At 71.1% G+C, this 12,038-nt stretch carries 10 protein-coding genes; 3 read left to right on the forward strand and 7 right to left on the reverse strand.

Annotated features, from left to right (window positions below):
* Positions 1 to 150: 150 nt before the first annotated feature.
* From AX769_RS14260 to AX769_RS14270, 3 genes are all read right to left on the reverse strand, one after another.
* On the reverse strand, positions 151 to 882 hold the full coding sequence (locus AX769_RS14260) for a helix-hairpin-helix domain-containing protein (protein ID WP_066280594.1): 732 nt from the start codon (positions 880 to 882) through the stop codon (positions 151 to 153).
* 119 nt (positions 883 to 1,001) lie between these two features.
* Positions 1,002 to 3,590, reverse strand: a complete 2,589-nt coding sequence (gene leuS / locus AX769_RS14265; RefSeq protein WP_066280596.1) for a leucine--tRNA ligase — start codon at positions 3,588 to 3,590, stop codon at positions 1,002 to 1,004.
* A 76-nt stretch (positions 3,591 to 3,666) separates the two neighbouring features.
* Positions 3,667 to 5,112 (reverse strand): anthranilate synthase component I family protein, encoded by a 1,446-nt coding sequence (locus tag AX769_RS14270; RefSeq protein ID WP_066280598.1) that lies wholly within the window; start codon positions 5,110 to 5,112, stop codon positions 3,667 to 3,669.
* Positions 5,113 to 5,124: 12 nt separating this feature from the next.
* Here AX769_RS14270 and AX769_RS24075 point away from each other — a divergent pair, with 12 nt between their 5' ends.
* The 3 genes from AX769_RS24075 to AX769_RS14285 are packed head-to-tail and all read left to right on the forward strand — an operon-like array spanning position 5,125 to position 6,863.
* A complete protein-coding gene (locus tag AX769_RS24075; RefSeq protein WP_066280600.1) occupies positions 5,125 to 5,496 on the forward strand; it encodes a hypothetical protein in 372 nt (123 codons plus the stop codon).
* Positions 5,493 to 5,960 carry an aminotransferase class IV gene (locus AX769_RS14280; protein WP_066280609.1) on the forward strand — a complete coding sequence of 156 codons (468 nt, stop codon included), beginning with the start codon at positions 5,493 to 5,495 and terminating at the stop codon, positions 5,958 to 5,960. The genes AX769_RS24075 and AX769_RS14280 overlap by 4 nt, the downstream gene beginning before the upstream one ends.
* A gap of 9 nt (positions 5,961 to 5,969) precedes the next feature.
* On the forward strand, positions 5,970 to 6,863 hold the full coding sequence (locus AX769_RS14285; protein ID WP_066280611.1) for a GAF domain-containing protein: 894 nt from the start codon (positions 5,970 to 5,972) through the stop codon (positions 6,861 to 6,863).
* On the opposite strand, the gene AX769_RS14290 is transcribed toward AX769_RS14285, so the two are convergent.
* The 4 genes from AX769_RS14290 to cydB form a co-directional block, all read right to left on the reverse strand.
* Positions 6,848 to 7,498, reverse strand: a complete 651-nt coding sequence (locus tag AX769_RS14290) for a YdcF family protein (RefSeq protein ID WP_082763831.1) — start codon at positions 7,496 to 7,498, stop codon at positions 6,848 to 6,850. The genes AX769_RS14285 and AX769_RS14290 overlap by 16 nt on opposite strands.
* A 100-nt stretch (positions 7,499 to 7,598) precedes the next feature.
* Positions 7,599 to 9,350, reverse strand: a complete 1,752-nt coding sequence (gene cydC / locus AX769_RS14295; RefSeq protein ID WP_239451797.1) for a thiol reductant ABC exporter subunit CydC — start codon at positions 9,348 to 9,350, stop codon at positions 7,599 to 7,601.
* Complete coding sequence (cydD, locus tag AX769_RS14300) at positions 9,347 to 11,032, reverse strand: thiol reductant ABC exporter subunit CydD (RefSeq protein ID WP_066280616.1); 1,686 nt, start codon at positions 11,030 to 11,032, stop codon at positions 9,347 to 9,349. Before cydD ends, cydC begins: the two co-directional genes overlap by 4 nt.
* A gap of 1 nt (position 11,033) precedes the next feature.
* Positions 11,034 to 12,038, reverse strand: a complete 1,005-nt coding sequence (gene cydB, locus AX769_RS14305) for a cytochrome d ubiquinol oxidase subunit II (protein ID WP_066280623.1) — start codon at positions 12,036 to 12,038, stop codon at positions 11,034 to 11,036.

Below are 12,038 nucleotides of genomic sequence, written 5' to 3' on the forward strand. Positions count from 1 at the left end.
GGAGGGCTGTGCCCACGAGAGCGAGCCCTCCCGATCCGGAGGCCGTTGCGATGACCGGGACGGCCTCGGGCACCGGGAGCGACAGGACGAGGGTCACCCAGGCCGCCGCCGCCGGGATGGCGAGCCGGAGGTCGATCACGCTCGGCCCTGTCAGCGGACGGTGACGGAGTCGCGGAGCCGCTCGAGCTTCTTGTCGCCGATGCCGGTGACGTCGAGCAGGTCGTCGACCGACTCGAAGCGGGAGTGCTCGGCGCGCCAGTCGAGGATGGCCTGCGCTGTCGCCGGCCCGACGCCGGGGAGCGCTTGGAGAGCCGTCGCGTCGGCCGTGTTGAGGTCGACGGGAGCATCGGCCCCGGCAGGGTCGCCTGCGCCCGCGATCGGTGCAGCTGTCGGCGCCGGGGCCTCCCCCGGCTTCGGCACGACGATCTGCTCGCCGTCGACCACTGGGCGCGCGAGATTGAGCGCGGCCTGGTCGGCGGCCGCGGTGAAGCCGCCCGCCGCCGTGACGACGTCGATGGCACGAGCGTCCGGCGCCACCTCGTAGAGCCCGGGGCGAGCGATCTGCCCCAGGATGTGCACGAAGACCGTTCCGGCTGGGGACGGCGCCGTCGACGACCGGGAAGGCTCCGCGCCGACCGAGGAGGACGCGCCCGGAGCGTTCGCCCGGGCGCCCACCGGATCGGCAGCCTCGGCGCCGGCGCTCGACACGGCCGAGAAGACCACGCCGACCCCGAGCAGGACGATGACGGCGACGACCACGGCCCCCACGCCGAGGCGCCATCGGGGCGCCGAGCCCGGCTCACGGAAATCGCGCGGCGGTTGCACGAGGGTCGGCTCGAGGTCGTGGGACGAGGCGGGAGGGCGAGGGCTGAGCTGCTGCATGCCGAGACCGTAGCGATCGGTGAGGCCCGGCGTCGGACGGAGAAGGCCCCCCTGTGGAGACAGGGCGACCCGAGCCGATTGTGGAGGAGAGGACGATCCCGAGAACCGACCGATCCCGCCTACTTCACGGCGATGTTCACCACTCGCGGAGCCCGCACGATCACGTTGACGATCTCCTTGTCGCCGACTGCGCGCGCGACCGCGGCCGACGCCCGTGCCAGTGTCTCGAGCTCGTCCGACGAGATCTTCGGCGACACCTCGAGGCGATCGCGCACCTTGCCGTTGACCTGGATCACGGCGGTCACACTGGTCTCGACAAGCAGCGTCGGGTCGGCCTTCCGCCAGCCGAACGACGACACGTCGGAGTCGTAGCCGAGCAGCTCCCACATCTCGGAGGCCGTGTACGGCGAGAAGAGCGACAGCGCCAGCGCCACGGTCTCGGTGGCCTCGCGCACGGCGGGGTCGGCGGGGCCGGCGCCCGAGTCGATCGCCTTGCGGACGGCGTTGACGAGCTCCATCAGGCGTGCGACGACCACGTTGAACTTGAACGCCTCGGTGAGGCCGGGAGCTTCGGCGAGGAAGTGGTGCGTGACGCGGCGCAGCGCCTGGTCGCCGTCGGCCCACACGGCATCCGGCGATGAGGTGACGTCGAGCGCGAGGCGGTAGGCGCGGGCCAGGAACTTCGCGGCGCCCGCGGGAGACACGTCCTCCCAGTTGATGTCGTCCTCCGGGGGGCCGGCGAACGCCATCGTCAGGCGGATCGCGTCGACGCCGTGCGCGCGGAGCTCGTCGCTGAGGTTGACGCCGCCCTTCGACTTCGACATCTTCGAGCCGCCCGACAGCACCATGCCCTGGTTCAGCAGCGCGCTGAAGGGCTCGGTGAAGCCCACATAACCGAGGTCGAACAGCACCTTCGTGATGAAGCGCGCGTAGAGGAGGTGCAGGATGGCGTGCTCGACGCCGCCGACGTACTGGTCGACGGGCGCCCACTTGTCGGCTTCGGCCGGGTCGAAGGCGCGCGTGTCGTCGGTCGGGTTGAGGTAGCGCAAGTAGTACCACGACGAGTCGACGAAAGTGTCCATCGTGTCTGGGTCGCGGCGAGCCGGCGAGCCGTCACGAGGATCGGGCACCTCTACCCACGAGGTGGCGGCGCCGAGCGGCGACTGCCCCTTCGGCTTGAGGTCGAGCCCCTCGGTCGACGGCAGCCGCACGGGCAGCTGGTCTTCGGGCACCGGGATCTCGACGCCGTCGGCGCCGTGGATGATCGGGATGGGCGTGCCCCAGAAGCGCTGCCGCGAGATCAGCCAGTCTCGCAGGCGATAGGTCTTGGCGGCGCGACCGTCGCCCGAGGCGTCGAGGGCCTCGGTGATGCGCTTGATCGCGTTCGACTTGCTGAGCCCGGTGAACGGGCCCGAGTTGAGCAGGCGGCCTTCGCCGTTCAGAGCGACGCCGGTGACGGCAGGATCGACGGGTTCGAGGTCGTCGGGCAGGATGGCCACGCCGTTCTCGTCCAGCTCGAGCGCCGGGATCACGCCGGTGACGGGGGCGTTGACGTCGACGACCACTCGCACGGGCAGGTCGTACTTGCGGGCGAAGTCGAGGTCGCGCTGGTCGTGCGCGGGCACGGCCATGACAGCGCCGGTGCCGTAGTCGGCGAGCACGTAGTCGGCGGCCCAGATCGGGATCCGGTCGCCTGTCAGCGGGTTCTTCGCGTAGCGGCCGAGGAACACGCCGTTCTTGGGGCGGTCGGCGACCTGGCGCTCGATCTCGCTCGACTTCTGCACCTCGGTGAGGAAGTCCTGGAAGACGGCGCGGATCTGAGGGTCGTCCTGACCCGCGACCAGCTCTGCGGCCAGGTCGGATTCGGGCGCGACGACCATGAAGGTCACGCCGTAGAGCGTGTCGGGGCGCGTGGTGAAGACGGTGACACGCTCAGAGCGGCCCTCCACCGTGAACTCGACGTCGGCGCCGACCGAGCGGCCGATCCAGTTGCGCTGCATGGCGAGCACCTTGGGCGGCCACGAGCCTTCGAGCTGGTTGAGGTCGTCGAGCAGGCGGTCGGCGTAGTCGGTGATCTTGAAGTACCACTGCGTGAGCTTCTTCTTGACCACGACGGCGCCCGAGCGGTCGGAGGTGCCGTCGGCCAACACCTGCTCGTTGGCGAGGACGGTCTGGTCGACCGGGTCCCAGTTGACCCAGCTGTCCTTGCGGTAGGCCAGGCCTTTCTCGTACATCTTGAGGAACAGCCACTGGTTCCATTTGTAGTATTCGGGGTCGGAGGTGTGGATCTCGCGAGTCCAGTCGACCGCGACGCCGTAGGCCTTCATGGCGGCGCGTTGCTGATCGATGTTGGCGTAGGTCCACTCGCGCGGGTCGGTGCCGCGCTTGATGGCGGCGTTCTCGGCGGGCAGGCCGAACGAATCCCAGCCGACCGGGTGCAGCACCTGGAAGCCCTGCTGGCGCCAGTAGCGCGCCACGATGTCGCCGAAGGCGAACGCCTCAGCGTGGCCCATGTGCAGGTCGCCGGAGGGGTACGAGAACATGTCCATCACGTACTTGCGCGGGCGCTTGTCGGAAGCGTCCGACACAGTGAAAGGCTGGCGCTCCTCCCAGATCTGCTGCCACTTCTGCTGAAGGCGGGCGAAGTCGTAGGCGCGCTCGTCGACCAGGCCGGTCTCGCGCGCGGCGGAGGAGTTGTCAGGTGCCACAGTTGTGCTCAATTCACGTCTGGATGATGGAGCGGTGCCCGTCGACGTCGACCGTCGACGGGGCAGACCCGAACATCTAGGTTAGCGACACATCCAGAGAGCTACAGACGGACCTCTGTCGAGTCGAATGGTCGCCTGCGACGGGACCCGCGCCGAGCACCGCGAGCAGAGCGGCGGCCTTGGTGCGGATCTCGTCGAGCTCTTCGAGCGGCACCGACGACGCGGTGATGCCGCCGCCCACGCCGATGGACGCGATGCGAGTCGCCGGGTCGAGCACGATCGACCGGATCACGACGGACAGGTCGAGACTGCCGTCGAGACCGAAGCGGCCGACGGCCCCCGAGTAGATGCCGCGGGGCGTGGCCTCCCACCGGGCGAGCATCGAGACGACGCTGTGCTTGGGCGCACCCGTCATCGACCCGGGCGGGAACGTCGATCGCACCACGTCGACCGCCGTCACCTCTGGCGGCAGCTGCGCGCGCACGGTCGAGACGAGCTGGTGCACGTGCTCGTAGGTGTGCACGCCGAACAGCTCGGTCACCTCCACGCTGCCCGGCACCGCCACCCGGCTGAGGTCGTTCCGCATGAGGTCGACGATCATCAGGTTCTCGGCGTGCTCCTTGGGGCTCGCGGCGAGGTCGTCGATGAGGGCCTCGTCGTCGACGCGGTCGGCGCCGCGCGGGCGCGTGCCCTTGATCGGCATGCTCGTGGCGAGCCCGGAGGTGTCGACGGTCAAGAACGTCTCGGGCGTCGAGCTCAGGAAGGACACGCCCTCGAGGCGCAGGAAGCTCGCGCGGGGCGCCGGCGACGAGCGGCGCAGGCGTCGATAGATCGTGAGGTCGTCCTCCGCCACCCCGTGCACGCGCGCCGAGGTGGTGAGGCACATCACGAAGGCGTCGCCGTCGCGGATCGCCGACTGGCAGCGCGCGATCAGATCGAGATAGCCGTGCCCGGTGTCTGCCCACTCCGCTCGGGAGCGAGGCGCGGGGCCCGGTTCGGGCAGCGGGCGGTCGTCAGCCGTCGCCCACCAGCCGGTGAGCCCGTCGGCCCAGCCTGCGTTCTCCTCTCCCATCAGAACGAGTTCGACGGTGCCCGCGTCGTGGTCGAAGACGAGGGCCCGGTCGACCTCCAGGAGGGCCAGGTCAGGATGCGACGGGTCGCCGAGCGCGTCGGCCCAGCCCGCATCGCCGGGCGCGAGCAGGTACGCTGCGACGCCGTAGCCGATCCAGCCCCACCAGCCGAGCGGGTCGGCATCCTGTCGCTTCTGTGAGAGCGAAGCCGAGACGGTGCGCCAGGCGTCGTCGACGCTGCCGGGTTCGTGGACGGAGGCGCGCACGACACGACTCCCCCAGCCGATCAGGGAGCGACGGGGGTGTCCTTCGAGCGGCGCGGAGCCAGAGGGGTCGGCCTGGGCGCCGGCGTCGAGCCAGACCACGTTCTCGTCGCCTCCCTGGTCGAGGCGGGCGATGACGGTCTCCGCCGGGATCCAGCGGGTCATCGTCGTTCGGGTCGCGGTCCGCATACTGTTGAGGGTATGAGCGTCGACCCCGGATTTCTATGGGCGAGCGGAGTTCTCGTCCCGACCGGTGGGCAGACGGCAGCAGACGTGCGCGTGAGCGACTCGTGGCTGCTCGACGAGGGCCGCGTCCTGGCGCTTGAGCTGCATCGCGAACGGTTCGTCTCGTCCGTGTCCGAGGTCGCACCCGACCGCGTCGGCGAGGCGTCCGCCTTCTGGGCGGCGGCGATCCCCGAACTGCCTCACGACGGCGCGTGGTTCCCCCGCCTCGAGCTCGCCCTGCTCGACGATTCGGGCGACGAGCCAGGCGACGAGAGTGCGGGCGCCGCCGCCGTCTTCCGCCTCACCGTTCGGCCCGCTCCCCGCGCCACACCTCGATCGAGCTCGTGACGGCCTCCCACGACCCGAGACGGGCTCCTCTCGTCAAGGGCCCCGATCTGGCCCGGCTCGACGAGCTGCGCACCGAGGCGAGGGGCGCAGGATGCGACGAGGCCGTGATCCTGTCGGCCGACGGCACCGTCGTCGAGGGCAACTACACCTCGCTGGTGTGGTGGCGGGGCGACGCGCTCTGCGTCGTCGCCGACGAGCTGCCGCGACTGCCCGGGGTGACCGAGAAGGCCCTCGTGACCCTCGCGATCGCGCTGGGCGTCGAGATCCTGCCCGACGAGGTGATGCCGGGCGAGTTGGAGGGCCTCGAGGTGTGGGCGCTCAACTCGCTGCACGGAATCCGCATCGCCACGCGCTGGGAGGGCGGCCCCGACCTCGCTGAGCAGCCGGGGCGGTTGCGAGCGTGGCGGTCGCGCCTCGACGCGCTGCGGAGGCCGCTGCCGGGTGCCAGCCGTCGCCCGAAATAGGATTGTCGCATGCCAGGTAAGGTTCTCGTCGTCGACAGCGACATGGCCGCGCGCCGTGCGGCGATGGTCGCCCTCATTCCCGCGGGATACGAGCTCTCGGTCGCCGAGACGTCGTTCGAAGCGCTGAGCGTCGCCCAACGCGTCGTGCCCGATCTCGTGGTCCTCGGGGCGTCGATGACCGATGCGACGGGCCTCGCCGTGATCGGCCGCCTGTTCTCGAGCCCGGCGACGGCCGACGTGCCCGTCATCGTCATCGCCGACACGCTGCCGGCCGCGGATGCAGCCGATCGTGCCGGGGCCCGCGACGTCATCCCGGGGCCGGTCGACGCCGCTGCCCTCCAGAAGGCCGTGCTCGAGCACATCGACTTCCCCGGCGCGCTGCCGCAGGCACCCGCGGCCGTGCTCGGCGACCCCGAGCGCCTGGCCGTCGTCGAGGCCCTCCGCCCGGACGCCTCGGGTGCGCCGTCGCTCGACCGATTCACCGCGCTCGCCTCGAAGCTGCTGAAGGCGCCGGTCTCGGTCGTCACCCTCGTCGAGGCCGACGGCCAGACGGTCGCGAGCCAGACCGGTCGCGACTCCCTGGGCACGCCTCCGAAGAAAGTGCCGCTGACGCACTCCTTCTGCCAGTTCGCCGTCACGTCGCGCGAGCCGCTGCGCATCGACGACTCGCTGGGCCACCCGCTCGTCAGCGCGAGCCCGGCCATCCAGGAGGACGACATCCGCGCCTATCTCGGCGTGCCCCTCATCATCGGCGGCACCCAGGCCGTCGGTGCCCTGTGCGTCACCGACGGGGTGCCACGCCACTGGACGGACGACGAGACCGAGCTGCTCGGCGATCTCGCGGGCATCCTGACGGATCAGCTCGACACGACGGTGCGACGCGGGCGTCACGCCGTCGGCTGAGGCCACCGCCTCGCGCTCGCGTCGCTCGTCGAGCGCGCGGACTCGAGCGTGCGACCCCACTCGTAGGCGACGAGCAGGGGTTTGAGCAGAATGAACTCGCCGGGCAGCCAGTCGCGTCCGCGAGTGAGCCGCGGCGCGAGCGACGGGTCCTGCTTCGCCAGGTACCGGCGCGTGCGCCGCGCGTGGAAGGTGTTCGAGGCGACGATGATCGGCCCGGCCGCGGCGAAGAGGGGCCGTGAGAAGAGCACGTTCTGCCAGGTGTTCGTGGCGCGCTCGTCGAGGACGACGTTCTGCGCCGACACGCCCAGGTGCCGGACGGCGAAGTCGGCCATGACCGCCGCCTCCGAGCGGGCCGCACCGTGCGTGGCCGCGCCGCTGAAGACGAAGCGGGCGGGGCGCCGGTCGACCGAGCGCACGGCGATCCTGCAGCGCCATTTCTGCACCAGCCCCGGGCGGCCGTCGGCGCGCGACGGGTAGCCCGGCACCAGCACTGTCGTCGGCCCCTCCACCCGCGCGGCGCTCGCGCCGTCCCGCGCCACGCCGTCGCGCGACGCCCGCCACGTCAGCACTTCGCTCACCACCAGGATGCCGGCGGCGACTCCCCCGACGCCGACCCACACCCTCCGCCGACCCATCACGCCCTCACCCTACTGTCCGTCGCCCCGCAGCTGAGTGGCACGTCTCTGCGGCGGAAGGCACCGAATCCCGCGGGAATGCGCCACTCACCAGCGACCCCTACACGAGCCGACCGGCGGAGAGACGCAGGCGACGAGTGATGAGCTCGGGGGCGACGGGCACGTGCGAGATCAGGACGACCGTCGTGCCGGCGACGGACGCCCGCTCGACGAGGTCGTGCAGCAGCCTGTCGGCAATGGCCGCGTCGACTCCGGCGGCCGGCTCGTCGAGCACCAGCACCGGGAAGCCGCGCAACAGGGCCCGGGCGAGCGAGATCCGCTGGGCCTGCCCGCCCGAGACAAGCGCCCCGCGCTCACCGAGGCGCGCGTCGAGCCCGCCCCGTGCCGACAGCCACGACGCGAGCCCGACCCGGTCGAGCACTTCGACGAGCTCGTCGTCGGTGGCTTCGGGCCGGGCGAACAGCAGGTTCTGGCGCACATTCTCGTCGAAGAGGTAGGGGCTCTGCTCGACGAGGCCGACCGTCGCCCGCACCCGCTCGGGGTCGAGCGAGCGCGTCGAGACACCGCCGACGGCGTACGAGCCGCCGTGCTCGAGGAAGCGCACGAGCACCGCCGCCAGGGTCGATTTGCCGGCACCGCTCGGCCCCTCGATCAGCACGCGGTCGCCCACATGCACGTCGAACGAGACACCGCCGAGGCCAGGATGCGAGGCTCCCGGCCAGGTCGCCGTCACGTCGCGCAGCTGCAGGGCCGGCCCGCCCACGGCCGGCAGATCGACGGGCGTCGCAGCGGGCGCGTCGTCGGCGCGCTCGTCGACGACAACTTCGGCGGGGACGGTCGCGGGCACGGCGGTGTCGACGCGATCGGCGCTGGCGCGAACCCGCCGCCAGGCGATGACCGCAACCGGCACGGCGCCGACGACCTCGAAGACGGCCAGCGGGATGAGCGCGACGAGGGCGAACGCCGGGCCGGACAGCGGCCCGAGGGCCGGCGCCACCGCCCAGACGACCCCCAGCACGCTCGCCCCGCTGAGCAGCGAGATGACGGCTGCCACAAGGCCGGTGGTCGAGGCCTGCCGCAGGGACGCGCGCCGCAGGTCGGCGTCCAGAGTGCGTACACGGTCGAGCTGGCCGGCGACGGCGTCGAAGGCGACCAGCACGTCGAGATTCTGTACGAGGTCGAGCACGGCCGCGCCGAGCGCCCCGCGCCGGTCGGCCAGGCGCACCTCGGTGGTGCGCGCCAGCGAGTTCGCGACGAGGCAGCTCACCGCGAAGGCGATCGCCAGGGCGATAGCGAGCACGAGGGCGGCGACGGCCGAGATGATCAGCACGCCGATGCACGCGCAGAGCGCCGACAGTCCTGAGATCACCAGCGGCTGGACGACCCGCAGCGGCAGATCCTGCAGCGCATCGACGTCCGAGACGACGCGCGTCAGCAGCTCGCCGCGCGAGGTGCGACCGAGGCCGGCCGGCGCGACGCGGACGAGGCGCCGGTACAGCTCGGTGCGCACCACTGCCAGCTGCCGGAAGGCGGCGTCGTGGCTGGTCAGCCGCTCGAGATAGCGGAAGGAAGCCCGGGCGAGCGCGAAGAGGCGCACCGAGACGATGGCGATCGAGAGGAAGAGGATGGGGGGCTGCTCGGCGGCGCGAGTGATGAGGTAGGCCGAGACTGCCATGAGGGCGATGCCGCTCAGGGCGCTGAGCGCCCCCGTGGCCTTGCCGCGGTACGAGCGGTTCAGCGGCGGCTGCGCGGTTCGCAGCAGCGAGGCGGGTGCGGCTGTGCCTGTGCCTGTGCCTGTGCCTGTGGCTTCGGCCGAGGGCGTGGCCGACGGCTGCAGGATGCCAGTGCTCACGAGCTCATCACCGCCGCCTCCTCGATTGCGGCAGCACCCTGCGGCGCCGCCTCGATCACGACCGTGCGGTCGGCCCGCGACTGCACTCCCGGCCGGTGCGTCACGACGGCGACGGCTACCCCGCCCGCGGCCACGCGCAGCAGCCCGTCGACGAGAACCTGCTCCGACTCGAGGTCGAGGGCCGAGGTGGGCTCGTCGACGAGGAGGAGCCGCACGCCGGGGCGGCGCAGACGATAGAGGGCCCGCGCGAGTGCGACCCGCTGGGCCTGCCCGCCCGAGAGGCCGGTCCCCCCGGGCCCGAGCTCGCTGCCCGGGTCGATGCTCGACGCACCGGCCGTGGCCAGCGCGTCGAGCACCGCCGGCACGTCGACCTCGTCGCCGAGGGCGACGTTCGAGGCGATGCTGCCCGACAGGAGGCCGGGCTGCTGGCCCGACCAGGCGACGTCCGAGGCGTCGACCGGGCGGCCGGCGTCGCGCCAGACGATGTCGCCGCGCAGGGCCACCGTGCCGAGGATGGCGCCGAGCAGCGAGGTCTTGCCGACGCCGGAGGGGCCCGTGATGGCCGTCACCTGGCCGACCGGCAGATCGAAATCGAGAGGGCCGACGGTGGGGAGGCCGTCGTAGTCGATCGCCACGGCGCGAAGCTGCAGCACGTCGTGCCCGGTGACCGGGCTGGGAGTCTCAGCGGCGAGGCGTGCCGGCCCCGTGGAATCCTGCGACCCGTCGGCGGGGGCGCTCTCGTCGAGCACGGCGAAGACCTCTTCGGCTGCTGCCACCCCGTCGGTGGCCGCGTGGAAGTGCGCCCCGACCTGGCGGAGGGGCAGGAAGACCTCCGGGGCCATGAGCAGGAGGAACAGGCCGGTCTCGAGGCCGAGGCTGCCCGAGACCAGTCGCACGCCGATGAACACCGCGACGATGGCCACCGAGAGCGACGCCGCCATCTCGAGCGCGAAGCCGGAGAGGAAGGACACCTGCAGCACCTTCATGGTCTGCACTCGGTAGTCGTCGGTGAGCTCGCCGATCCTGCGCACCTGACGGCGCTCGCGCCCGTACACCTTGAGGGTCGAGAGGCCGTTGACGGCGTCGAGGAAGGACGACGCGAGGTGGGCCAGGCGATCCCACTGCCGTGCCTGCGCCGAGCGCGTCGTCCAGCCGATGAGGACCATGAAGACGGGGATCACGGGGATGCAGCACACCACGATGATGCCCGACAGCAGATCCTGCGAGAACATCACGATGACCAGGATCGGAGTCGCCAGGGCTGTCAGGATCAGCTGCGGCAGGTATTTCGCGAAGTAGTCGTCGAGCGCGTCGAGACCCGGCCCCACCAGCGTGGCCAGAGCGGCCGAGTTGCGCTTCGCGACCCAGGCGTGGCCCCGCGAGACGATGCTCTCGATCACGCGCGAGCGCAACTGGCTCTTGACCCGCACGGCCGTGCGCGAGGCCACCGCCTCGAGGGCCCAGCCGACGGCGCTGCGCAGCAGGATCGTGACGGCGAGGCCGACGAGGTACGGTGCGAGCCGGTCGGAGTGCCGGTCGACGACCACGACCACCGCCTGCGCGACGAAGAAGGCAAACGCCACCGTCAGGGCGGTCTGGACGAGGCCCAGCAGCGCCCCGGCGGCGAGGAACGACTTCACCGTTCGGGCGTAGCGGACGAGCCGCGGATCGAGCGGTCTCATGTCAGTGCGCCGCCGCACTCACCAGGGCGCGCGTCACGCGCCGCCGGAACATGTAGTACGTGAACCCCTGGTAGGCGAGGATCAACGGCACGAAGATCAGCGCGATCCAGCTCATCACCGCAAGCGTGTAGTGCCCGCTCGACGAGTTGGCGATCGTCATCGTGTTGGCCGGGTCGTTGGTGGCCACGAGGGTGTTGGGGAAGAGCGTGCCGAACAACGTGGCCACCGTGAACGCGATCGTGACAGCCATGAAGGCGAAGGCGACACCCTCGCGGCCTCGGAGGTTGGCGACGGAGGAGATGACCAGGGCCGCCACGGCGCCGATCGAGAGGAACAGCGACAGGCTGTTGCCGTGGGCGACGAACGTGGCGATCAGGAAGGCGCCCGCCACGATGACCGTCACGAGGCCCGAGCGGACGGCCAGCCTGCGTGCCCGCACCCGGATCTCGCCGTCGGTCTTGAGCGTCACGAAGATGACGCCGTGCGTGAAGAACAGCATCAGCGTCGCGAGCCCGCCGACGATCGAGTAGGCGTTGAACAACCCCGAGAAAGTGCCGATGTAGTCGAAGTTGTGGTCGAGCGCGAGGCCTCGCACGATGTTCGCGAAGACGACGCCCCAGAGGAAGGCCGGCACGACGCTGCCGACGAAGATCATGATGTCGAAGTTGCGCTTCCACTGGTGATCCGGCCGCTGATGGCGGTACTCGAACGAGACTCCGCGCAAAATCAACGCCAGCAGGATGAACACCATCGGCAGGTAGAACCCGGAGAAGATCGTCGCGTACCACTCGGGGAAGGCCGCGAAGAGCGCGCCGCCCGCGACGATGACCCAGGTTTCGTTGAGATCCCAGACCGGGCCGATCGTGTTGATCAGCACCCGCCGGTCGGTGTCGTCGCGGCCCAGGAAGGGCAGCGACATGCCGACGCCGAAGTCGAACCCGTCGAGGACGAAGTAGCCCGTGAAGAACAGGGCGATGAGCAGGAACCACACATCGGGGAGCGTCAT

It is taken from the genome of Frondihabitans sp. PAMC 28766 (assembly GCF_001577365.1).
Lineage (GTDB): Bacteria > Actinomycetota > Actinomycetes > Actinomycetales > Microbacteriaceae > Frondihabitans.

Bases quoted from the DNA above. Each gene is read 5' to 3' on its own strand.
- AX769_RS14260 (WP_066280594.1), bottom strand. From the start codon at position 882: ATGCAGCAGCTCAGCCCTCGCCCTCCCGCCTCGTCCCACGACCTCGAG.
- AX769_RS14270 (WP_066280598.1), bottom strand. From the start codon at position 5,112: ATGCGGACCGCGACCCGAACGACGATGACCCGCTGGATCCCGGCGGAG.
- AX769_RS24075 (WP_066280600.1), top strand. From the start codon at position 5,125: ATGAGCGTCGACCCCGGATTTCTATGGGCGAGCGGAGTTCTCGTCCCG.
- AX769_RS14285 (WP_066280611.1), top strand. From the start codon at position 5,970: ATGCCAGGTAAGGTTCTCGTCGTCGACAGCGACATGGCCGCGCGCCGT.
- AX769_RS14290 (WP_082763831.1), bottom strand. From the start codon at position 7,498: ATGGGTCGGCGGAGGGTGTGGGTCGGCGTCGGGGGAGTCGCCGCCGGC.
- cydD (WP_066280616.1), bottom strand. From the start codon at position 11,032: ATGAGACCGCTCGATCCGCGGCTCGTCCGCTACGCCCGAACGGTGAAG.
- cydB (WP_066280623.1), bottom strand. From the start codon at position 12,038: ATGACGCTCCCCGATGTGTGGTTCCTGCTCATCGCCCTGTTCTTCACG.